This is a genomic window from Stutzerimonas stutzeri, assembly GCF_051028275.1.
Classification (GTDB): Bacteria; Pseudomonadota; Gammaproteobacteria; order Pseudomonadales; family Pseudomonadaceae; genus Stutzerimonas; species Stutzerimonas stutzeri_AS.
In genome coordinates, this window is the sequence record NZ_CP069269.1 from 653,391 (window position 1) to 674,526 (window position 21,136).

The following is a 21,136-nucleotide window of genomic DNA, read 5'->3' on the forward strand; positions in this document are numbered from 1 at the left end:
TGTCTGACGTCCTTTCAGGTTCGTCATCGTCGTATCAGCTGCCCGGACGTTAACCGCCTAATATTTGCGCCAAGCGTTTGCGGTCGATGTTTGCACCACTGAGCACAACGGCGATCCGTTCGCCGCGATTGCTGTCTCTTTCCTGCAGGGCTGCTGCCAGCGCTGCAGCACCCGCGCCCTCGGCAATGTTGTGGGTGTCTTCGTGCAGCGCAACGATGGCCTGGCGAATCTCTGCATCATCGACCCGGATGATGCGCGCCGCACCGTTCTGGATAATCTCCAGGGCTTCCGGCGCTGGCATTCGGCAGGCCATGCCATCGGCAAATGTATCCGCCGTTTCGGTGCAGACGATGCGGCCCTGTTCGACGCTCTGTGCATAAGCATCGGCAGCACTGGACACCACGCCAATGATTTCGGTCTCAAGGCCCAGCAGGTCGCGGGTCCGAATCATTCCGCAGATGCCGGAGCCAAGCCCGATCGGCACATAGACCCTGCGAAGATCAGGCACCGCCTCAAGAAGCTCCAGGGCATAGGTCGCGACGCCTCTGATCAGGTCCGGATGCAGGGATGGGACGAAATGCCAGCCGTTCGCCTTGGCCAGCTCCGCGGCCTGCTGGCGGGCCGTATCGAAGTCACGACCGTACTCGATCACCTCCGCGCCATAGGCGCGCATCGCGGCGTTCTTTTCGGTGGAATTGCCTTCGGGCACCAGGATCTGCAAGCGAGGCTCGCTTTGCGTGCGGCCATCGCCAGGCTGATGCCGTGATTGCCACGAGTGGCAGTGATGAGCCCCGGCAGCTGCGGTTCGCGCTTGATCAGCTCATGCACGTAGAGCGCGCCGCCGCGGACCTTGAATGCGCCGGCCGGTGTGTGGTTCTCGTGTTTCACCCAGACGTCGCAGCCCAGCCGTTGAGCCAGCAAAGGCCACTGATGTTGTGGTGTGGGCGGTACGCTCTGTTGGATGAGGGCGGCTGCGTGACGCAGTGAGTCGAGATCGAACACCTTGAGCTCCTTGAAGGTTTGACGTCGATCCTAGGCGCGAGCATTGTGTGGGTAAATCTATATATTGCATGGCAGACAATGTGGTTACCCAAACTCCGATCCGATGATCAGCCACGCTACCTGGCCCTGGTCGACGCCATCGCCTCGGCTATTGCAAGCGGCGAACTGAAACCGGGCGATCGATTGCCGCCTCAGCGGCGATTGGCCTGGGCGCTGGGTCTCAACCCCAGCACCGCGATGCAGGCCTATCGCGAAGCCGCGCGTCGACACCTGGTCGGCGGTGAAGTGGGGCGCGGCACCTATGTGCTGGCCAGCAGCCGCGAAGCGAGCCTGTTCCGGCTGAAGATGCCCGATGCGCATCCCGAATTGGTCGATCTTTCGACTAACTTGCCGGTGCTTGATCCGGATGATGAGGACTTCCAAAGGAGCCTGTCGGCCATTTGCCGTTCAGGTGAACTGGCCAGCTTGCAAGGCTATCCGTCGGCGCGCAGCCTGCAGCGTGGTCAGCTGGTCGTGGGTGGCTGGCTGTCCAGGCGCGGGCTGGATCTGGCTCCTGAAAACGTGGTGCTTTGTGCCGGCGCCCAGCAGGGCGTGTTTGCCGCCTTGCTGGGCTTGTGCGAACCCGGCGAGCCGGTGCTGGTAGAGGCGTTGACTTCGCCGGGCATCAAGGCAGCGGGGCGGCAACTTCGGTTGCCATTGCATGGAGTGACAATGGATGAGCATGGCATTCTTCCGGATGATCTGGATCGTCTGGCCCGTGCCACGTCGGCGCGAGTGGCCGTGCTGACCCCATGCCTGCAGAACCCTACCGCCGTCAGCATGGATGCGTGCCGCCGCGAAGAAATCGCTGCCGTGGCACGCCGTCACGACCTGTTGATCCTGGAAGATGATGTCTATGGCGCGCTTGGCGATGAGCCATCGCTGGCCTCGGTACTGCCCGAGCGCACCTTGTGGATCAGCAGCCTGTCGAAGACCGTCGCGCCGGGATTGCGGCTGGGCTTCATTGCGGGTTCGCGAAAGTGGTTGTCGCGTATCGACCCTGAAGCACAGGCGACCAGTTGGGCGCTTTCACCGCTGTGCCTGCGCATCGCCTGCGATTGGCTGGAAGACGGCACGGCTGCGCGTCGGTTGCGTTGGCAGCGTGAGCAGGTAGCGCGTCGTTGGCGGCTGGCGCAGAAACTGCTTGGCTTGAGGCGATCGGCCTCGTCGCCACACCTGTGGCTTGAGCTTGCCGATGGCTTGGATCTCGAAGCGCTGTGCCGTGATGCAGGTCTCGAAGCGGCAGCGGCCAACGTGTTCGCTGTCGGCCATGGCGCACCGAGCGCGTTGCGGCTGAGCCTGACCGCCGCGCCCAGCCTGGCGGTGCTCAAGGCTCGGTTGGAGGCGATCGCGCGGGGCACTGCGGCGCGCTGCCCATGAATGCATTCAAACCGGTGCTACCGCTGTCATCGAACAGCAGGCAAGATGTTTTCAATGACCAGACAAGGAAAACCCACCATGAACCCAGCAGGCGAGACCTTTCGCATTGCCACCAGCGCTGAAGCGGCCGTGGACCACCTTGCCGAGCTGCATCAGCATGCTACCCGTGCACTGAACCAGGCCCTCAAACATTATGTCGCCACGCGTGAAGAACCGGACCTCGCTGAACGTGCACTGTTCCGCTATCCCGAGCTACGCCTGACCTACGCCTGTCACGGTGAGGTACCGGCCTCTACCCGCGCCTATGCCAAGGTGCAGTCACCGGGCGTCTACAGTGTCACCGTGACCCACCCGACGGCTTTCCGAAGTTACCTGCTCGACCAGCTGCGCCCGCTGATTGACGACTTCGCCGTGAAGGTCGAAGTGGGCATCAGCGATCGCAACATTCCCTATCCCTATGTGATCGAGCAGGGTGATGAGCTGGCCGGCACCGGCGTAACCGCCGCCGAGCTGGCTCGGGTATTCCCCAGTACTGATCTGTCTGCGGCCACCGATGACATCGCCGACGGCCTCTATGACTGGGAACATGCCGATCCCTATCCGCTGGCGCTGTTCGATGGAGCGCGTGTGGATTTTTCCCTGCGGCGGCTGGTGCACTACACCGGTAGCGACTGGCGGCACGTGCAGCCCTGGATCCTGCTGACCAACTACCACCGGTACGTCGACCAGTTCATCCGCCACGGCCTCGACATGCTGCGCGACGACACCCGTTTCGTGCGCATGGTGCTGCCGGGCAACATCATCATCGAGCGTGGCATGGACGAGGGCGAGGCCCAGGCGATCATTGGCGGCGTGCTCTGGCATCGTTACCAGATGCCGGCCTATCACCTGCAGGCCAAGGATGGTGATGGCGTCACCCTGGTCAACATCGGTGTTGGTCCGTCCAATGCCAAGAACATCACCGATCATCTGGCCGTGCTGCGTCCGCATTGCTGGTTGATGATTGGCCATTGCGGCGGGCTGCGGCAGTCGCAGTCCATCGGCGACTACGTGCTGGCGCACGCCTATATGCGCCGCGATGGCATCCTCGACCGCGTGCTGCCGCCGCATATCCCGTTGCCGGCCCTGGCTGAAGTGCAGCAGGCGCTGCAGGAAGCGGCCGCGCAAATCACCGGTGACAAGGGCGAGGCGCTGAAAAAGCGGCTGCGCACCGGTACGGTGCTGACCTACGACGACCGCAACTGGGAACTGCGTTGGGCGCAGGAACGGCCGCTGATCAACCTGTCCCGAGCGGTGGCGGTGGACATGGAAAGCGGCACCATCGCTGCTCAGGGCTATCGCCTGCGAGTGCCGTACGGGACGCTGCTATGCGTGTCGGACAAGCCGCTGCACAGCGAGATCAAACTACCGGGCTCAGCCAACGCCTTCTACGAGCGCGCCGTGACCCAGCACTTGAAGATCGGGATTGCTGCGCTCGATCTGCTCCGCAACCAGCTCAATTCGCTGCACTCGCGCAAACTGCGCAGCTTCGACGAGCCGCCGTTCCGCTAACGGATGCGGCTCGCCGAGACGCTCAGTCTTTCAGGAAGTCCGGCAGTTTGGGGTCGCCTTTGGCTGGCAGGCTGTAGGCGACCACATAATCGCCCGGTGGCGTCTCCATGAAATGGTGACCGCCTGCAACGATCACCAGGTATTGACGCCCGTCGACCTCGTAGGTCATCGGCGTCGCCTGGCCACCGGCGGGCAGCACGTCCTCCCACAGCACCTTGCCCGTGTCGATGTCTATGGCGCGGATGAGGTTGTCTGTTGCTGCTGCGATAAAAATCAAGCCGCCTGCGGTGATCACCGGGCCACCGTTATTCGGTGTACCCACTGTCACTGGCAGGTGCGAAGGGATACCGAACGGCCCGTTACGCCGGGCTGTGCCTAGTGGTTCATTCCACAGCACCTTCCGGGTGTTGAGGTCGATGGCCATGATGCCGCCAAACGGTGGCCGGGAGCAGGGGACGCCTGTCAGGCTGTTGCGCCAGGCCTGGATGGACACGGCATAGGGCGCCCCCGCTTGGGGCACTGAGCCGCCGGAAGAGGTGCTGCCACCGGGTACGCCAAGTGGGACCATGCCGCGTTCGTCGGCCTTTTCTCGCGGGATGAGCCGGTCATGCATGGCGATGTGGTTGTAGTTCAGCACCAGGATGTTGCGATCGGTGTTGACCGCGGCGCTGCCCCAGTCGTTACCGCCGTTGTAGCCCGGCCATTGCAGGAAACGCCTGTCTACGCTCGGCGGTGTGTACATGCCCTCATAATTGGCGCGCTTGAACTGGATTCTGCACCAGAGCTGGTCCAGCGGTGTGACACCCCAGGCGTCGCTCTCGGTCAGCGGCTCGCGTGGCATCGACGGCATGCCGGTGGAAAATGGCTGAGTCTCTGAAAGCGTTTCGTCAGGCAGCGGGCTGGCCGGCACCGGACGTTCCTCGACAGGCGTCAGCGGCTCGCCGGTGCGGCGGTCGAGGACATAGATGTCGCCCATCTTGGTCGGCAGCACGACCGCATGAACTGTGCGTCCCTCGCCGACCGGGAAGTCGATAAGGCTGCCCTGAGACCCGAGGTCATAGTCCCAGACATCGTTATGCACGGTCTGGAACACCCAGCGCACTGCTCCGTTGGTAACGTCCAGGGCCACCAGCGCGGTCGAGTAGGGTTCCTCGAACTCACGGCGGTTGCCGCTCCAATAGTCGACCGACGAGTTGCCCATCGGCACATAGACCAGCCCGAGGTTCTCGTCGCCGGAGAAGATCGTCCAGGCGTTGGGGGTGCCCCGGGTATAGACATCATCCCCTTCGGGCAGCCCGGTCTCGCCAGGACGGCCCATGTCCCACGCCCAGGCCAGCTCGCCGGTGGTCGCGTCGTATCCGCGGATGACGCCGGACGGCGCGTCTTCCTTCTGGCCATCGAGCACTTGATGCCCGACCACGGCGACTCCACGAACGATGGTTGGCGGTGACGTCACTGCGACGTAGCCCGGTACGGAGTCGCCCATCCCTTCCATCAGGTCGACATGCCCGGCATGGCCGAAGTCCGCGCAGGGCACGCCTGTATCGGCATCCACCGCCACCAGTTCGGCGTCGAGCGTGCCCTCGATGATGCGGCGCTTGCAGGCTGCGTCATCGGGTGCGTCCGGCACCTCGTAGTAGCTCACGCCACGGCAGGTGGCTGAGTAGGGGATATGGTCGGTTGAGACCTGCGGGTCATAGCGCCAGCGTTCACGGCCGCTGCTGGCGTCCAACGAAATCAGAACATTCAGCGCATCGCACAGGTAGAGATTGTCGCCGACCTTGAGTGGCGTGGTTTCCGGCGCCCACTTCTTGTCGACCACCGATTGATCAGGCAGGTTGCCGGTGCGATAGCCCCAGACTGGCTTGAGTTCGGCGACGTTGTCGCGGTTGATTCGCTCAAGCGGCGAGTAGCGCGTGGCCGCGTTATTGCGTCCGTAGGCGGTCCAGTCAGCCGGTTCGGGTTCTCCACCCGCCGGTCTCGGCGAAACCGTGGTAGCGGGCTCGAGCGAAGGGTCCGCGGCCGACGTTTGGGCGTGGCCGAGCGGTAACCAGACCAGGCCCAGCAGGCTAAGCAGTCGAATCAGTTGAATCATGGGTGCGCCTCCCTGCGAGTAGGGCGCCGCAGCACCGGAATGAATGCCAGTGTCAGAATGGCGATCACGGCCAGCGCGACTACGCGAGGCACCAGCGCCCATGGGTCGAGGCCGACTTCCCAGATCGCCCATATCAGGGTGCCGATGAACACCAGCCAGTAGAGTAAGACGCCACTGATGCGCTGCATGAACAGCAGCACGCCAGAAATCAGCATGCCGGTTCCAGCGATGAGGTAGTACCAGGAACCGCCGAGGGTGATGAGCCAGACGCCGCCAGCGGCAAGGGCGAGCCCGAACAGGGCGACGATGATGGAGAAGACTTTCAATGCCCAATAGGCGAAGCCGCGGGCGTGAGGGGATCCGGACACGTGGCGCTTGCTCCCTGAAGATGGGTGAGTGAGGCGCCACCGAACGCAATCGGAGGCGTAACTCAACTTTTGGGTCTCAGGGTGCGCTCAGGTTCCGTTGATGTTTCGGTTTATGTCGGGTTCAGGTTGCAAGCAACCAGGCACCTGCCAGCGCGGCGGCACCACCTGCGATGCGCACCAGTGGGGCCGCTACCTGCGGCAAGTTGCGCGCGGCGGCATAACCGATGCCGTGCAGTGCTGCGGTCGCGGCGACGAAGCCGGCAGCGTAACCCCATGGGCTGGATAAGATAGGCAGCTCCAGGCCGTGGGCGACGCCATGGTTGAGTGCGAACAGGGTGGTCAGCCCGACGGCAACGGCCAGCGGCGGGCGCACCGCCAATGCAACCAGAAGCCCAAGCGCCAGTACCGAGCCGGCAATACCGCTTTCCATCAATGGCAATTCAATACCAGAGAATCCGAGCAGGCCACCCAGCAACATCGTGGCGACGAAGGTCAAGGGTAAAGCCCAGCGTGCCATGCCTGTTTGCTGCGCCGCCCAGAGTCCGACCGCAACCATTGCCAATAAATGATCGAGACCGAAAATCGGGTGTGCGATACCCGACATGACGCCAGCGTGATCATGGCCAGGATGGGCGAACGCCAAAGCCGGGCTGAACAGCAGCGCGGAAGCGAGGACAACGTTTTTATTCAGATTCATGCGGTATTCCTTCTGGTTTGCATGGCGGTCGCGAATCGTCGAGGCGATCCCTACGCCAGACGGCTATTCATGTGAGGAGCCAGTGTGCTGGCGAAGCTTTCAAGGCGCGTTCGCGGGGAATCGGCGCCCCACGCTGCTTCACGGTGATTCGGTTCAGGCGGCGCTGAGCATTCCCTGTTTTTCGATGAACGCGATGATCTCGTCGAGCCCCTGGCCCACCTTCTGGTTGCTGAACACGAAGGGCTTGTCACCGCGCATCTTGCGGGTGTCCCGGTCCATGACGTCCAGTGAGGCGCCAACCATCGGCGCCAGGTCCACCTTGTTGATCACCAGCAGGTCGGACTTGCAGATGCCCGGCCCGCCCTTGCGCGGCAGCTTGTCGCCGGCCGACACGTCGATCACGTAGATGGTCAGGTCCGAGAGCTCCGGGCTGAAGGTTGCCGACAGGTTGTCGCCGCCGGACTCGACGATGATCAGGTCCAGCCCCGGAAAACGGCGGTTGAGTTGCTCGACCGCCTCCAGATTGATCGAAGCATCCTCACGGATTGCGGTGTGCGGGCAACCGCCAGTCTCGACACCGATGATGCGCTCGGGTGCCAGCGCCTCGTTGCGTACCAGGAACTGCGCATCCTCCTGGGTATAGATGTCATTGGTAACCACGGCCAGGTTGTAGCGCTCGCGCAGCGCCAGACACAGGGCGAGGGTCAGCGCCGTCTTGCCAGAGCCGACCGGGCCGCCGATGCCGACGCGAAGGGGATGTGTGTTCATGGTCTGTTTCCTCGTTGTGTAAGTTGTCTCATGAGCGGAACAGGCGGCTGTACTGACGCTCATGGGCCATGCTCGCGAGGGACAGGCCAAAGGCGGCGCTGCCCCAGTGTTCTGGCTCGATAACGGTTGCGTCGTGCTGGGCCCGCTGAAGGGTTGGCAGCAGGTGCGAGGTCATGCGTTGCGCCGCTTGCTGACCGAGCGGCAGGGTTTTCATCAGCACGGCCAGCTGATTTTCCAGCCATCCCCAGAGCCAGGCCGCCAGCGCGTCGTCCGGGCTGATGTGCCAGGCACGCGCTGCCAAGGCCCAGCCGAGGGCGAGGCCGGGTTCGTCGATGCGTTGAAACAGGGCGCGGGCCGGGGCGTCGAGTTCTGGCAGGTTGTCCAATAGTTGCTTGAGCGAATAGCCCATCTGCCGGCTTTCCAGTCGCAGCTCGCGCGTTTCTCGGCTGGCTCGATGAATGGCGGCGAGCCGCTCCAGCTCGTCCCAACATTCAGCGGCAGCGGCCTGACAGTGCGACAGCAATAGCGGCGCTTCGAAGCGAGCCAGGTTCAGTAAAAGCTGGTCGCCTAGCCAGCGACTGGCGCTGGATTCGTCATGCACGCGTTGCTGCTCGACCGCCAGTTCGAGTCCTTGTGAATAGCTATAACCGCCGATCGGCAACTGCGGGCTGGCAAGCCGTAGCAACGCGAACGCAGCCGGATTCACTTGCGTGCGCCGAACTGATGCAGGCGGGGTGCGTAACTGAACCCGGCTTCGCCCGCGTGGGAGTGGTGATGGCCGCCACCGTAGGCGCCGTGCTCTGGCTGGAAGGGGGCTTCGATGGCCTCGACGCTAGCGCCCAGCTGCAGCAGCATGTCTTTGAGCACGTAGTCGTCGAGCAGGCGCAGCCAGCCGTCGCCTACCTGCAGTGCCACGTGGCGATTGCCCAAGTGATAGGCGGCGCGTGTCAGTTCGAACGCGCTGCTACAGGTCACGTGAAGGAGCTGTTCTGCACGGGCACGTACGCGGACGATACGGCCATCTTCGGCACGCAGGTATTCACCGTCATGCAGGGGTGGCTGGCCGCGTTCGAGAAACAGTCCGACATCCTCACCGGCGGTGGTGAAGCAGCGCAGACGCGCTTTGCTACGAGCCTCGTAGGTCAGCTCAAGCTCCGCATCAGCGGTAGGCTGCGGGGGGGTGCGGTGATGGATGACCAGCATGGCGAGCAGTTCCGGTTGTGCAAGATACACAAGCAGAGCAAGGCCCTTGCCAACCCCACACAACAGGCGCGGCCCGCAGGCTACGGATCGACCGTGCCTGATGATGGGGCTTCAGCATGTCCTTTGGTGGTGCGTGAGGTTTCGCGCTGCACCAATAGTGTGCATCTAGTGCAGTGCACGCACCATGTACACGGCGGGTATCTGGTAGCTGGCAAGATTAGTCGCTTGGGGCGGCTCCAGTTCCGTATGAGCGGCGTAGCCAAGACGAGACCAGAACGCTTCGGATTCTTGCACCGACACCAGCGCCGAATAGCGCAACTTTTGAGTGCGCGCCTGTTCGAGGTTTTTCTGCACCAGCGCCGGACCGATGCCCCGGCCGCTGGCTCGGCGGGATACAGCGAGATCATGCAGATACAGGCAGTCAGCTTTTGCGTGGGGTTCGAAATTGCCATCAAGGGGGGTCACTTTGCCGACCCGCGAGTGGTAGGCGAACAGGTACGCGCAGACACCCTGATCATCTTCGGCCACCCAGGCCAGCTGCGGGCAGGCTGCAAGGCGGTTGAGAATCACTGCTTCGTCTTCGTGGACTTCCGCAGCATAGGATTCTTCCTGAATCGACATGACAGCAGGTATATCGCGCACCTGCATCGCTCGTAACTTGAACATCGAAACAATACTCGGACTACAGCGGCCGGTCAGGGGGCTCGCACGGGGGCGGGGATCATACGCGATTGTCGAACGCGCGGAGCGGACGCCGACAGACGTAGCGCATTACAGCCTGACGGGATGACAGCGCCGTGAATCGAGTCGCCGGCGTATGCAGCAATCACGACGTCGACCGACGTACTCGGTCATTGATTGCGCCTCGTCTGGTCGGTTTGGCTAACGTCATCACTGACGAATCAATGATAAGCAGGCATAATTCTTAGGTTGCTACCTATTGCCGCGGTTTCTCAATTGAATAACTCGCATCGGCCCCTGCTCGGCGTGTCGCTGATCCTGGTTTCCTGTCTGACGCTCGCCAGTCATGACGGGTTGTCGAAGTATCTGACGCAGCTCTATCCCGTGTTCCTGGTCATATGGGCGCGCTACATGGCACAAACGGCGCTTATGCTCGTCTTGTTCACGCCACGCATGGGGCATCGCGTCTTTCGTACCCTGCGGCCGAAGTTGCAGATCTGCCGGGGCCTGAGTCTGGTGAGCGTCAGCATGCTGTTCATCAGCGGCCTGAGCTACATCCCGCTGGCCGAAGCGACCGCAGTCATCTTCCTGACCCCATTGCTCGTCACCATCGCGTCCGCCTTGCTTGGCGAGACGGTCAGCCGTGCTCAATGGCTGGCGGTCGGCTGTGGACTGGTCGGCGTGATGATCATCGTGCGGCCGGGTGGCGCCTTGTTCACGCCAGCGATTTTGTTGCCACTCGGCGCGGCGCTGAGCTTTACACTGTACCAGTTGATCACCCGACGACTCAGTGCGACGGATCATCCTGTCACCAGTAATTTCATCACCAGCGTGGTCGGCAGTCTGGTCATGAGCGTGCTGGTCTTCTTCAACTGGCAGACGCCGACGCTGCATGACGCGCTGATGATGGCCGGGCTCGGGGCCATGGCCATGAGCGGTCATCTGCTGCTGACCAATGCGTTTCGATTCGCCAGCGCCGCCGCGCTGGCCCCGTTCACCTATTCGCAGATCATCTTTGCCGGAGTGGTGGGCCTGATTGCCTTTGGACACACGCCGGATCTTGGCGCCATCGTCGGCATGGCCATCATCATTGCCAGTGGGTTGGTCATGGCGTATGTGCAGGGGCGACAACCGCGCCCGCCACTTTGAAACACCACGACGTGCCGTTGGCCGTCCGTACCGTTACCAACACTGAACCTACAAGGGCGATTCGACCCTTGCGTGCGATCCATCAGGAACCTACATGCAACGTATCTCTCATCACACCCTGCGTAACGAATTCCGCCGGCTGCTGGCCTCCGATCGCTGTTATCACACCGCTTCGGTGTTTGACCCGATGTCGGCGCGTATCGCCGCCGACCTGGAGTTTGAAGTGGGCATCCTCGGTGGCTCGGTCGCCTCGCTGCAGGTACTGGCAGCCCCTGACTTTGCCCTGATCACACTGAGCGAATTCGTCGAACAGGCGATTCGTATTGGCCGCGTGACCCGCCTGCCGATCATCGCCGACGCCGACCACGGCTATGGAAACGCGCTCAACGTGATGCGCACAGTCGTCGAGCTGGAACGCGCCGGTATCGCCGCGCTGACGATCGAAGATACCCTGCTGCCCGCGAAATTCGGGCGCAAATCCACTGACCTGATCGGCATGTTCGAAGCGGTCGGCAAGATTCGTGCGGCGCTCGAGGCCCGCATCGATCCGGAACTCTCGATCATCGCCCGGACGAACGCGGGAGTGATTGGCCTGGAAGAGGTGATTGCTCGCGTGCAGGCCTACGAGGCGGCCGGCGCCGATGCGATCTGCCTGGTCGGCATCGAGGATTTCGAGCAACTGGAGCAGGTCGCGGAGAAGCTCAGCGTGCCGCTGATGCTGGTGACCTATGGCAACCCCAAATTGCGTGATAACGCCCGGCTGGCGGCGCTTGGCGTACGCATCGTGGTCAACGGTCACGCTGCCTATTTTGCCGCCATCAAAGCGACCTACGACTGCCTGCGCGAGCAGCGTCAGATCGATGCGTCGGACCTCAACGCCTCACAGCTATCGGTCAAATACTCGACCGCCGAGGAGTACATGGTCTGGGCCGAGGAATACATGCAGGTCAAGGAGTGACCGGTTGCGTCCGGCAGCCTGCGCTGCCGGACGTGTCTTTCTGACCGAGCGGAGAACCGATGAGCCCACGCCTGTTGACCTTCATGGTGGCATTCGCCGCCTTTCTCGGGCCTTTCACGCAGACCGTCTACGCCCCGATCCTGCCGGAGCTGGGCGAGGCGCTGCAGACGACGCCGCTGCTGATCAACCTCAGCATTTCGATCTTCACCTTCGTCCTGGCGTTCATGCAGATCGTCTACGGACCGCTGGTGGATCGCAGCGGCCGCAGACGCACCCTGCTGCTCGGTCTGGCGTGCTATATCGGCGCTTCCATCGGTTGTTTCCTTGCACCGAGCATTGAGACGCTACTGGTGTTCCGTGCGCTGCAGGCGGTGGGTATCGCAGCGGGTGCGGTGGTGGCGGTGACGGTGATCGGCGACCGGTTCGAAGGGGCCGAGCGTGGTCGGGCGATGGGCTCGTTTCAGATGATGGTGGCGCTGGGGCCGGTGGTCGGCCCTGTGGTCGGCGGCTTCATTGGCGAGCACGTCGACTTTCATTATGTGTTCCTGCTCCTCGCCGTGGTCGGTGGCGTGGCGTTGCTAAGCAACTTCATCTGGCTTCAGGAAACCCGTCCAGCAGCGAGTACGCCGCGCGCCTTTCACCCCAGGGAGTATCTGGACGTCGTGCGCAATCGCCAGGGGCTGGCGATCATGATCCTGAGCTTCGTTCAGTACTACGCGTTCTACAACTACCTTGTGTTCATGCCGCGCGTGCTTGATGCCCGCTATGGGCTGAGTGCGAGCGAGAAAGGCTTGGTTTTCTTGCCGCTGTCGATAGCTGTCGTCATCGGCAGTTTCGCCGGTGGAAGGCTGTTGGGGCGCTGGCGTCCACGCCCGGTGCTGGTGACCACAGCGGCATTCAACGCCCTTGGTCTGCTGCTATTTCTTGCGGTTGCGCATTGGTCGCTGGTCGCGCTGGTGGTGGCGGTCAGTGCGTTCGGGCTGTTTCTCGGCCTTTCGTTGCCGGTCCAGACCAGCCTGCTCATGGACCTTTATCCAGACAACCGCGCCACCGCCGTTGGCAGCTACAACTTCTTCCGCTTCATGGGCATGGCTACCGGGCCGGTACTCGGCTCCTGGCTGTACCAGGAGGGCAACCTCGGTCTGCTCTATGGCTTTGCCGCCACTGCTTTTCTCATCGCCGTATGGCATGCGCGGATGCGCTTCAAGCACGGCTGATCTTATTGGCTAGAACAGCGAACGCTCGGCCTTGAACATGAAGTAGCCCTCGCAATAGGCGTTCTGCCCTGAGTAGACACCGCACTCGCGCCCGCGAAGGTTGGAGTCGGTGTAGGACAGGTCCAGGCGTACACCCAGCCAGGGGCGCGACAGGTTCAGTGACCAGTCGTTGAAAACCTCGACACTGCCGCCAGGGTGATACATTGGGCTGTCCATCGAGTGGCTGGCGTATTTCAGGCGCAGGTCCACAGCGAATGGACTGACTCCGGCAATCTCCAATAACAAGGTGCTGTCGGTGCGCCCTGGCCGGCTGCTCAGTGCGCCACCAAGGCGACTGCCAGCCAGATTGAAGCCTGCGTAGTATTCGTGACGATCCGCACCCTCCAGCTCCGGAAAGCTGTAGCGGATCACACCCAGCTCGTAGCCTGGTGCCTGATCGAAGTGGTGCTGGACGTAACCGATATAGCTGTCCACCTCCAGCTGGTTACCCTCGATGATGCCCATGCTCGGCGCCCACTGGCCAACATACCAGCCGCTCTCGTGGGTGAGGTCCAATCCGCCGCGAAAGGTACTGGCGGTCGCTGGGTTGACCAGCCCTTGGGCCATGCTGCGGGTAGGCGCCGTACCGAGCCGTAGATCGAACTGGCCCACCTCACGCTCGACGACTTCCGGCTGGCTGGCGCATCCGCCCAGGCCAAGGATCAGCGCCGTCAGGATCTTCGTGTTCATCACCGCATCCCTTGGGGTGTGTTTACAGAAGGTCGCAGGGCGACCGCGGTCAGGCCAAGCGTCTGCGAAGCGTTCGGTTCGGCTGATAATTAATCGGCTGGAAGGATAGACAATGTATTCCGCCGCTGAGATCCGCTCGTCGTTTTGGCGCCAGCGAATCGACGGGTGGCGCTGTCGAGTTGACGTTAAGTGAGCATGCAGCAGCGGACCCAGGATTGAACGGTGCCCCGGGGCTGGTGTTCTAACGACGGACAGAGTTGAGCCCTGGTCTTAGGGAGGTCGCGATGGCTACGGGTTGGGCAAACGAAGGGGCAGTTCAGGAGCAGATCGACAGCACCATCGAAGATGCGGTGCAACGCGCCCGCAGCCGACTCGGGCGAGGTGAAAGCCTGGTGCGTTGCGAGGAGTGTGACGCGAAGATCCCCGAGGCACGGCGTCAGGCCGTACCGGGTGTGCGCCTGTGTGTTAAATGCCAGACCGAACTGGATAAGCACGAAGCAAAGTTCAGCGGCTACAACCGCCGCGGCAGTAAGGACAGTCAGCTGCGCTGAGCTACATGACAAAAGCCACCGGTGCGGAGGCACTTGCTGCGTAACTGCCTGTCAGACGCGCATCGCCCATCATTCCAAGGAAGAGGAAAGGCCGTCATGAAGATTTTCGAAGCACTGCGCCTGAGCCACGATATCCAGCGTGAACTGTCCGAGCGCCTGGTCCAGACCCGCGGCGGTAGCTCGGAGTGCCAGGCCCTGTTCGCCCAGCTCAAGCACGAGCTTTGGGTTCACTCGGTGGCCGAAGAGCGGCACTTCTATATCCCGCTGATGCATGACGACAAGGGTGTCGACCTGTCCCGTCATGCCATCGCCGAGCACCATGAAATGGACGAACTGGTCGAGACGCTTGAAGAGACCGATCCCAGCAGCCCCGGCTGGCTCGCTCAGGCCCGCAAGCTATCGGAAAAAATTCACCATCACCTGGAGGAGGAAGAGCATAGGTTCTTCCAGATGGCGGGTAAGTTGCTCAGCGACCGGCAGAAGACCCAGCTCGCCGGCGCGTACCTGGGTGCCTACGACCTGATGAAGGCCGAGCACGCTTAAACGAGCGAAGCACCGGTCGGCATGCTGAAGGTAAAAGTGGTGCCGGCCTCGGCGGTAGACGATACCTGCATGCTGCCTCCGTGCGAAACGGCAATTTCATTGGCGATATAGAGGCCGAGCCCAAGTCCGGACTGCGTGTTCAGCGCCTCTCGCCACTATCGCCGGCACGGTGTTTACGCGGCTGACGGCCGAGATGTCGTCGGATCTAGATCGATTCATGCTGGGCGTCATGGCGCGCGTGATGATGGGTGTGCACTCTATTACTGGCCGGTCGTCGAGCCGACTGTCAGCCGGCTCGACTCGGTTCAGCGGCTCACGCCCGGGTGGTCAGGGGCGGCGTCGCACCGGCCGGTAAGATCTGCTTGCGCATCAGCAGGTAATGCACCACTGCACCGAAGAGCGCTCCCAGTAGCCAGGCGAAACCGGAGAGACTTTCCAGTCCGGGCATCCAGACCGAGGCCACTGAGAATACTGAACTGATGCCAAAGGCGATGATCGCCTTTCGATTCCAGCCGGCGTTGAAATAGTAAGCCGAGTTGGCCTCCGCCGAGAACAGCTGTTGTATATCCAGCCGCTGGCGGCGCACCAGGTAGTAATCGGCCACGATGATGCCATACAGCGGCGCCAGTACCGCGCCGAGTGTATCGACGAACGCGGCGATGCCCACTGCACTGATAAACGACACCCATAGCGCACCGATGAAAAAAGCAATCGCTGCGGTGATGTAGCCACCGGTGCGTGCGCTGATACGCGACGGAGCCAGGTTGGCGATGTCATAGGCCGGGGGGATGAAGTTAGCGACCAGATTGATGCCTACGGTGGCGGCGAAGAAGGTAACCGCGGCGATCAAGGTCAGGCCGACGTTGTCGATGCGCGACACAATATCGGTTGGGTTGGTCAGCGTCTCGCCGAATACCACCACGGTTCCGGCGGTGATCACCAGGGCGATCAGCGAGAAAAACGCCAGGCTCACCGGCAAACCGAGGAAGTTGCCTATACGCATTTGCCGCTCATTCTTTACGAAACGGGCGAAGTCGCCGTAGTTGATCACTACCGCCGCGAAGTAGGCGACCATGGTGCCGACCACTGCGGCGAAGGCCGCGATTGGCCCGCCAGCGTAGCTGCCCGTGCCACTGAATATCGTACCCAGCGCGCCGGCGAGGCCGGGGCCAGCCTTGTAGCAGATAGCGATCATCATCGCGATCATCACGACGTAGACCAGTGGCCCAGCCCAGTTGAGGAAGCGCGTCACCCAGTCCACGCCGCGGACGAACAGAGCGACCTGGAAAATGCAGACCATCACATAGGCGATCCAGTCCACGAAGGTCAGTCCCAGCAGCGTGGCTTCCGAGCCCGGGCCCGCCAGTGTGCGGATCAGCAAGGCGACGGCTGTCGAGGCAAAGTACGTCTGCACGCCGTACCAGAAGACCGCCACGATGCCGCGTACCACCGCCGGGAAATTAGCGCCGCGCACGCCCATGCTGGCGCGCGCCATGACCGGGAAGGGGATACCGTACTTGACGCTGGGTTTGCCGGTCAGCTGCACCAGCCCCATCACAATAAAGCCAGCGAGCACGATGCCCGCAAGCACTGCCCAGCCGTTGAGGCCGTAACTGATGAACAGCGTTGCGGCCAAGGTGTAGCCGAACAAACTCTGGATGTCGTTGGACCAGACGTTGAAGATCTCGAACCACCCCCATTTGCGCTTGGCCGGAGCGAGCGGGGCGAGGTCCTCGTTGTAAAGCGTGGGGTCGATCTGCTTTATCTGGTAATCGTCGTGATTCATAGGTGGGCGCTCTGTGCATGACTATTGTCGGTTTTTGTATGCAGTTCCTGTTCCGCGTAGGGCAGAGTCCGCGAATTAGAGCCTCCAGACCATCCTTAAAAGGTCTAAAGCCTAAAGTAGAGCTTAGAACCTAAATCCAGAAGTGATGGATTTTGTATACATAAACCTGTTTTTTGTTATGCACTTTTTGCGGCTCATCCCTGAAACCGCTCACTCAGAGCGGTTTACCGTTCCGTTGCGCATTTAAAAGACCCAATCGGCCCGCCGCTCCGCTTTGATGCCAGGTGCGAGTCGGTCAGCGTCTGGACAGGGATACTCTTGAGGACCGTTTTTGCACCCTGAGCGTGCACGCCACTCCCGGTGCGCACAAAAAAGGCGGCCATGGCCGCCTTTCACGTGCACACCACTCCCGGTGTGCACAAAAAAGGCGGCCATGGCCGCCTTTCACTGAGCCGTCTAGGTCAGAACAGGAAGTACCGTTGTGCCATGGGCAGCACGTCGGCCGGTTCGCACCAGAGCAGCTGGCCATCTGCGCGGACTTGGTAATTCTGCGGGTCGACCTCGATGTCCGGCGTGTAGTCGTTATGGATGAGGTCTTTCTTCTGCACCGAACGGCAACCCTTCACCACGCCGATTCTTTTTTTCAGCCCCAACTGCTCGGGAACGCCGGCTTCAAAAGCGGCCTGGCTGATGAAGGTGAAGCTCGATGCATGCACTGAACCACCGTAGCTGGCGAACATCGGCCGATAGTGCACCGGCTGCGGCGTTGGAATCGAGGCATTGGCGTCGCCCATCAAACTGGCAGCGATAGCGCCGCCCTTGAGGATAAGGGTCGGTTTGACACCAAAGAATGCCGGGCGCCAGAGCACCAGGTCGGCCCACTTGCCCACTTCGATCGAACCCACTTCGTGGCTCACACCATGGGTAATGGCCGGGTTGATCGTGTATTTGGCGATGTAGCGCTTGGCGCGGAAGTTGTCGTTGCTCGGCCCATCACCAGGCAGGCCGCCGCGCTGCTTCTTCATCTTGTCGGCGGTTTGCCAGGTGCGGGTGATCACCTCGCCGACGCGGCCCATGGCCTGGCTGTCGGAGCTGATCATGGAGAACGCACCGAGGTCGTGGAGGATATCCTCGGCGGCGATGGTCTCGCGGCGGATACGACTCTCGGCGAATGCCACGTCCTCGGCGATGCTCGGGTCGAGGTGGTGGCAGACCATGAGCATGTCCAGGTGCTCGTCGATGGTGTTGCGGGTGAACGGCCGGGTCGGGTTGGTCGAGCTGGGCAGTACGTTGGGGAAGCCGCAGGCCTTGATAATGTCCGGCGCATGGCCGCCACCGGCGCCTTCAGTGTGGTAGGTGTGGATGGTGCGGCCCTTGAACGCGCCAAGCGTCGTCTCGACGAAGCCGGACTCGTTCAACGTGTCGGTGTGGATCGCCACCTGCACGTCATACTGGTCCGCCACGCTCAGGCAGTTGTCGATAGCGGCAGGCGTGGTGCCCCAATCCTCGTGTAGCTTGAGGCCGATGGCCCCGGCCTTGATCTGCTCGATCAGTGGGCCGGGCAGCGAGGCATTGCCCTTGCCGGTGAAGCCGATGTTCATCGGGAAGGCGTCAGCGGCCTGGAGCATCATCGCCATGTGCCAAGGGCCGGGGGTTACCGTGGTGGCGTTGGTGCCGGTGGCCGGCCCGGTGCCGCCACCGATCATGGTGGTGACGCCGCTCATCAACGCTTCTTCGATCTGCTGCGGGCAGATGAAGTGGATGTGCGAGTCGATGCCGCCGGCGGTGAGGATCATGCCTTCGCCGGCGATGACTTCCGTTGCGGCACCTATGGCGATGGTCACATCGGGCTGAATGTCCGGGTTGCCGGCCTTGCCGATCGCGGCGATGCGGCCGTCCTTCAGGCCCACGTCGGCCTTGACGATGCCCCAGTGGTCGAGGATCAGCGCGTTGGTGATCAGGGTGTCCACCACATCGGCAGCGCACAGTTGTCCCTGTCCCATGCCGTCGCGGATCACCTTACCGCCACCGAACTTCACCTCCTCGCCATAGGTGGTGAAGTCTTTTTCAACCTCTATCCACAGGTCGGTATCGGCCAGGCGCACCTTGTCGCCGACGGTAGGGCCGAACATGTCGGCATAAGCTTGGCGGGAAATCTTCATCGAATCTGATCCTGTCCGTAGGGTGGACAACGCGAAGCTTGTCCACCGGCAATCTGGGTGGTGGAAAGCCACCGGCGTTTCCACCCTCCGAAAAGCGTGCGCCTCTAGAGCGCGCCCATTACCCGCCCGGCAAATCCGAACACGCGTCGATCACCGGCCAGCTCGACCAGCTCCACCTCGCGGCTCTGGCCCGGCTCGAAGCGCACCGCAGTGCCGGCGGGAATGTTCAGGCGCATGCCACGCGTGGCGTCGCGGTCGAAGGCGAGGGCATCGTTGGTCTCGAAAAAATGATAGTGCGAGCCGACCTGAATCGGCCGATCACCACTGTTGGCCACGCTGAGGGTCAGGGTGCGGCGACCGGCGTTGAGCTCGATCTCGCCGTTCTGGATCTGGTATTCGCCGGGGATCATGGCTGGGACGTCCTGTTCAAGGTCAGTTGCATCATGGTGAGGTCCAACCAGCGGCCAAACTTGCAGCCAACCTGGCGCATCTGGCCGACATGGATGAAACCGAGCTGCTGGTGCATGTGGATCGAAGCGCGGTTCTCGCTTTCGATAAAGGCAATCATCACGTGCTTTTCCAACTGGCGCGCACGTCCGATCAGTGCTTGCATCAGGCTACGGCCGATGCCGCTGCCACGGTGGTCGGGACTGACGTAGACCGAGTTCTCCACGGTATGTCGAAAGCCGTCATGAGGTCGCCAGGGGCCAAAGGAGGCGTAGCCGGCCACCTGCCCCTGATCGTCGATCGCTACCAGGACCGGATACTGTTGTTCGTGGCGCTCGGCCAGCCAGGCCCGACGGTTATCGAGGTCGACGACGCGGTCGTTCCAGATTGCGGTGCTGTTCTGCACCGCGTCGTTGTAGATCAGCAGGATGCCTTCGAGGTCGGCGTCCAGGGCGTCACGTATCTGCACGTTCATATCCTTCAGTAACGGTTCGAAAGTCTTGCGCAGTAGACATTGACCCGCATTTCAGGGAATAGGTTGGTGCACGGTGACGAGCTTGGTGCCGTCCGGAAAGGTCGCCTCGACCTGGATCTCGGGAATCATCTCCGGCACGCCTTCCATGACCTGGTCACGAGCCAGCAGCGTCGTGCCGTAGTGCATCAGCTCGGCGACCGTCTGGCCGTCGCGGGCACCTTCGAGCAGCGCGGCGGATATGAACGCCATGGCCTCCGGATAGTTGAGCTTCAATCCGCGGGCGAGGCGACGCTCAGCCACCAGCCCTGCGGTGAAGATCAGCATCTTGTCTTTTTCTCTTGGCGACAAATCCATAACGGCTCCAATCGTAGGGTGGATATCGCTTCTCGCATCCACCGGCTGGTGGTCGAAACCACGCAGCGAAGTCAGGGGCGCGCCCGAGGCGCACCAGCGTAAATGGGTACGGTAAAGCCTTACCCAACGTTGTTCATGTACTCCAGATTCTCGGCGGTACTGCCGCGCGGCCCAATAACTGGGGACGCAACAGGCGCCACATCGCGATCAGCCACGCCCGCGCGTGCAACGCCTCGCTGGCCAGGCATCGACCGATCAGTAAACCGGGAAGTTGCGTGAGGTCTCCCTGTACCTGGCCTGGCCACTCTCGACAGCGCTCCAGTAACTCGGGATCAATCTCTCCGCTGACGACCAACGTGGCGAACACCGGCTTACCATCGAGGCCGATCGGCGAATCCAGCAATCCATCGTTGCCAACCACACGCTGGCGTTCGTGCCAGAGCAGTTCACCCTCGCGGCTAATGTTCAGCTGTGCCTGGAAGTGACCTGCGTCGAAGCGCTCACCACTGGCCGGCCGCCCCAGCGCGATGATGTCCCAGTAAAACAGCCGCGCATCGCCTTCCAACTCGATGGCCGTGGTGAGCTCGGCCTGCGCCGCCGAGTAGACGATTGTTTCCTGCGGCAGCCATTCCAGCGTCGCGCCGGCCTCGACGCGCAATAGCACATTCTGGAAAGCCGGGCCGGCAGCGCGATACCACTTCGCCGCGCCAGGGCTGGTCAGCTGTGCCCAAGCGCCGTTGCCGACAGCGGCGCTGATGTCCAGTCGATCTCCGCCAGCAATCCCGCCCGGCGGGTGCACGATGATGTGCTGACAGACCTCCGGCCCCTCGGGATAGAGGTGCTTTTGCACCCTCAGGGGACCGCTGTGACGGCGCAACACCGGTCGTGTCGATTCATCGAAGCGGGCGTAGGCCAGTTCGAGTTCGGCATTCCAGTGTGGCGTGAACAAGGGCGTCAGAGCAGTCATTAGCCGGAGATCGG

The 21,136-nt window shown here is 62.1% G+C and carries 21 protein-coding genes and 2 pseudogenes; 7 read left to right on the forward strand and 16 right to left on the reverse strand.

The window, feature by feature from the left end:
- Positions 1-49 precede the first annotated feature (49 nt).
- Positions 50-921, reverse strand: a pseudogene (locus JQR87_RS02900) (threonine dehydratase).
- Positions 922-1,080: 159 nt separating this feature from the next.
- On the opposite strand from JQR87_RS02900, the gene JQR87_RS02905 reads away from it, so the two are divergent.
- Together JQR87_RS02905 and amn are read left to right on the forward strand one after the other, a co-directional pair.
- Positions 1,081-2,421, forward strand: a complete 1,341-nt coding sequence (locus JQR87_RS02905; protein WP_407292754.1) for a PLP-dependent aminotransferase family protein — start codon at positions 1,081-1,083, stop codon at positions 2,419-2,421.
- A 54-nt stretch (positions 2,422-2,475) separates the two neighbouring features.
- Positions 2,476-3,972 (forward strand): AMP nucleosidase, encoded by a 1,497-nt coding sequence (gene amn / locus JQR87_RS02910; protein ID WP_407292752.1) that lies wholly within the window; start codon positions 2,476-2,478, stop codon positions 3,970-3,972.
- Between the two features lie 22 nt (positions 3,973-3,994).
- Here amn and JQR87_RS02915 read toward each other — a convergent pair whose 3' ends face one another.
- The 7 genes from JQR87_RS02915 to JQR87_RS02945 all read right to left on the reverse strand — a co-directional run bounded on the left by JQR87_RS02915 (position 3,995) and on the right by JQR87_RS02945 (position 9,751).
- Positions 3,995-6,067, reverse strand: a complete 2,073-nt coding sequence (locus tag JQR87_RS02915; protein ID WP_407292750.1) for a pyrroloquinoline quinone-dependent dehydrogenase — start codon at positions 6,065-6,067, stop codon at positions 3,995-3,997.
- The gene (locus tag JQR87_RS02920; RefSeq protein WP_407292748.1) at positions 6,064-6,435 is read right to left on the reverse strand and encodes a glucose dehydrogenase; all 372 of its coding nucleotides are present in this window, start codon (positions 6,433-6,435) and stop codon (positions 6,064-6,066) included. The genes JQR87_RS02915 and JQR87_RS02920 overlap by 4 nt, the downstream gene beginning before the upstream one ends.
- 121 nt (positions 6,436-6,556) lie before the next feature.
- Positions 6,557-7,132 carry a HupE/UreJ family protein gene (locus JQR87_RS02925; protein ID WP_407292746.1) on the reverse strand — a complete coding sequence of 192 codons (576 nt, stop codon included), beginning with the start codon at positions 7,130-7,132 and terminating at the stop codon, positions 6,557-6,559.
- A gap of 153 nt (positions 7,133-7,285) precedes the next feature.
- The gene (gene ureG, locus JQR87_RS02930; RefSeq protein WP_407292744.1) at positions 7,286-7,900 is read right to left on the reverse strand and encodes an urease accessory protein UreG; all 615 of its coding nucleotides are present in this window, start codon (positions 7,898-7,900) and stop codon (positions 7,286-7,288) included.
- A 28-nt stretch (positions 7,901-7,928) separates the two neighbouring features.
- Entirely contained in the window at positions 7,929-8,606 is a 678-nt protein-coding gene (locus tag JQR87_RS02935; protein WP_407292742.1) for an urease accessory protein UreF, read from the reverse strand.
- Positions 8,603-9,103: an urease accessory protein UreE gene (gene ureE, locus JQR87_RS02940; RefSeq protein WP_407292740.1), complete on the reverse strand. Its 501-nt coding sequence runs from the start codon at positions 9,101-9,103 to the stop codon at positions 8,603-8,605. Before ureE ends, JQR87_RS02935 begins: the two co-directional genes overlap by 4 nt.
- Positions 9,104-9,268: 165 nt before the next feature.
- Positions 9,269-9,751: a GNAT family N-acetyltransferase gene (locus JQR87_RS02945; RefSeq protein WP_407297845.1), complete on the reverse strand. Its 483-nt coding sequence runs from the start codon at positions 9,749-9,751 to the stop codon at positions 9,269-9,271.
- 309 nt (positions 9,752-10,060) lie between these two features.
- On the opposite strand from JQR87_RS02945, the gene JQR87_RS02950 reads away from it, so the two are divergent.
- From JQR87_RS02950 to JQR87_RS02960, 3 genes are all read left to right on the forward strand, one after another.
- Positions 10,061-10,933: a DMT family transporter gene (locus JQR87_RS02950; protein ID WP_407292738.1), complete on the forward strand. Its 873-nt coding sequence runs from the start codon at positions 10,061-10,063 to the stop codon at positions 10,931-10,933.
- A gap of 94 nt (positions 10,934-11,027) precedes the next feature.
- Complete coding sequence (locus tag JQR87_RS02955; protein WP_407292736.1) at positions 11,028-11,891, forward strand: isocitrate lyase/PEP mutase family protein; 864 nt, start codon at positions 11,028-11,030, stop codon at positions 11,889-11,891.
- Between the two features lie 59 nt (positions 11,892-11,950).
- Complete coding sequence (locus tag JQR87_RS02960; protein ID WP_407292734.1) at positions 11,951-13,108, forward strand: MFS transporter; 1,158 nt, start codon at positions 11,951-11,953, stop codon at positions 13,106-13,108.
- A 9-nt stretch (positions 13,109-13,117) separates the two neighbouring features.
- Here JQR87_RS02960 and JQR87_RS02965 read toward each other — a convergent pair whose 3' ends face one another.
- The gene (locus JQR87_RS02965) at positions 13,118-13,837 is read right to left on the reverse strand and encodes a TorF family putative porin (RefSeq protein ID WP_407292733.1); all 720 of its coding nucleotides are present in this window, start codon (positions 13,835-13,837) and stop codon (positions 13,118-13,120) included.
- A 284-nt stretch (positions 13,838-14,121) separates the two neighbouring features.
- Between JQR87_RS02965 and JQR87_RS02970 the strand changes: the two genes are divergently transcribed.
- Entirely contained in the window at positions 14,122-14,388 is a 267-nt protein-coding gene (locus tag JQR87_RS02970; protein ID WP_407292731.1) for a DksA/TraR family C4-type zinc finger protein, read from the forward strand.
- A 96-nt stretch (positions 14,389-14,484) separates the two neighbouring features.
- A complete protein-coding gene (locus JQR87_RS02975) occupies positions 14,485-14,931 on the forward strand; it encodes a hemerythrin domain-containing protein (protein WP_407292729.1) in 447 nt (148 codons plus the stop codon).
- Here the strand turns inward: JQR87_RS02975 and JQR87_RS02980 are convergent.
- From JQR87_RS02980 to JQR87_RS03010, 7 genes and pseudogenes are all read right to left on the reverse strand, one after another.
- Positions 14,928-15,065 (reverse strand): annotated as a pseudogene (locus tag JQR87_RS02980) (ATP-binding protein); the annotation flags it as partial. The gene JQR87_RS02975 and the pseudogene JQR87_RS02980 sit on opposite strands and share 4 nt — an antisense overlap.
- A gap of 179 nt (positions 15,066-15,244) precedes the next feature.
- Positions 15,245-16,717, reverse strand: a complete 1,473-nt coding sequence (locus JQR87_RS02985) for an NCS1 family nucleobase:cation symporter-1 (RefSeq protein WP_407292727.1) — start codon at positions 16,715-16,717, stop codon at positions 15,245-15,247.
- A 461-nt stretch (positions 16,718-17,178) separates the two neighbouring features.
- Positions 17,179-18,879 (reverse strand): urease subunit alpha, encoded by a 1,701-nt coding sequence (gene ureC, locus JQR87_RS02990; protein WP_407297843.1) that lies wholly within the window; start codon positions 18,877-18,879, stop codon positions 17,179-17,181.
- Between the two features lie 104 nt (positions 18,880-18,983).
- Positions 18,984-19,289: an urease subunit beta gene (locus tag JQR87_RS02995; RefSeq protein ID WP_407292725.1), complete on the reverse strand. Its 306-nt coding sequence runs from the start codon at positions 19,287-19,289 to the stop codon at positions 18,984-18,986.
- On the reverse strand, positions 19,286-19,795 hold the full coding sequence (locus JQR87_RS03000) for a GNAT family N-acetyltransferase (RefSeq protein ID WP_407292723.1): 510 nt from the start codon (positions 19,793-19,795) through the stop codon (positions 19,286-19,288). The genes JQR87_RS02995 and JQR87_RS03000 overlap by 4 nt, the downstream gene beginning before the upstream one ends.
- A 57-nt stretch (positions 19,796-19,852) precedes the next feature.
- Positions 19,853-20,155, reverse strand: coding sequence for an urease subunit gamma (gene ureA, locus JQR87_RS03005; protein ID WP_407292721.1), 303 nt, complete (start codon positions 20,153-20,155; stop codon positions 19,853-19,855).
- A 133-nt stretch (positions 20,156-20,288) separates the two neighbouring features.
- Positions 20,289-21,122 (reverse strand): urease accessory protein UreD, encoded by an 834-nt coding sequence (locus tag JQR87_RS03010; protein WP_407292719.1) that lies wholly within the window; start codon positions 21,120-21,122, stop codon positions 20,289-20,291.
- Positions 21,123-21,136: the final 14 nt, after the last annotated feature.

Coding starts and splice junctions, on each gene's coding strand:
- JQR87_RS02965 (WP_407292733.1), bottom strand. CDS start 13,837: ATGAACACGAAGATCCTGACGGCGCTGATCCTTGGCCTGGGCGGATGC.
- amn (WP_407292752.1), top strand. CDS start 2,476: ATGACCAGACAAGGAAAACCCACCATGAACCCAGCAGGCGAGACCTTT.
- ureE (WP_407292740.1), bottom strand. CDS start 9,103: ATGCTGGTCATCCATCACCGCACCCCCCCGCAGCCTACCGCTGATGCG.
- JQR87_RS02995 (WP_407292725.1), bottom strand. CDS start 19,289: ATGATCCCCGGCGAATACCAGATCCAGAACGGCGAGATCGAGCTCAAC.
- JQR87_RS03010 (WP_407292719.1), bottom strand. CDS start 21,122: ATGACTGCTCTGACGCCCTTGTTCACGCCACACTGGAATGCCGAACTC.
- JQR87_RS02985 (WP_407292727.1), bottom strand. CDS start 16,717: ATGAATCACGACGATTACCAGATAAAGCAGATCGACCCCACGCTTTAC.
- JQR87_RS02905 (WP_407292754.1), top strand. CDS start 1,081: ATGTGGTTACCCAAACTCCGATCCGATGATCAGCCACGCTACCTGGCC.
- JQR87_RS02970 (WP_407292731.1), top strand. CDS start 14,122: ATGGCTACGGGTTGGGCAAACGAAGGGGCAGTTCAGGAGCAGATCGAC.
- JQR87_RS02915 (WP_407292750.1), bottom strand. CDS start 6,067: ATGATTCAACTGATTCGACTGCTTAGCCTGCTGGGCCTGGTCTGGTTA.
- ureC (WP_407297843.1), bottom strand. CDS start 18,879: ATGAAGATTTCCCGCCAAGCTTATGCCGACATGTTCGGCCCTACCGTC.
- ureG (WP_407292744.1), bottom strand. CDS start 7,900: ATGAACACACATCCCCTTCGCGTCGGCATCGGCGGCCCGGTCGGCTCT.
- JQR87_RS02960 (WP_407292734.1), top strand. CDS start 11,951: ATGAGCCCACGCCTGTTGACCTTCATGGTGGCATTCGCCGCCTTTCTC.
- ureA (WP_407292721.1), bottom strand. CDS start 20,155: ATGGATTTGTCGCCAAGAGAAAAAGACAAGATGCTGATCTTCACCGCA.
- JQR87_RS02955 (WP_407292736.1), top strand. CDS start 11,028: ATGCAACGTATCTCTCATCACACCCTGCGTAACGAATTCCGCCGGCTG.
- JQR87_RS02925 (WP_407292746.1), bottom strand. CDS start 7,132: ATGAATCTGAATAAAAACGTTGTCCTCGCTTCCGCGCTGCTGTTCAGC.
- JQR87_RS02975 (WP_407292729.1), top strand. CDS start 14,485: ATGAAGATTTTCGAAGCACTGCGCCTGAGCCACGATATCCAGCGTGAA.
- JQR87_RS02945 (WP_407297845.1), bottom strand. CDS start 9,751: ATGCAGGTGCGCGATATACCTGCTGTCATGTCGATTCAGGAAGAATCC.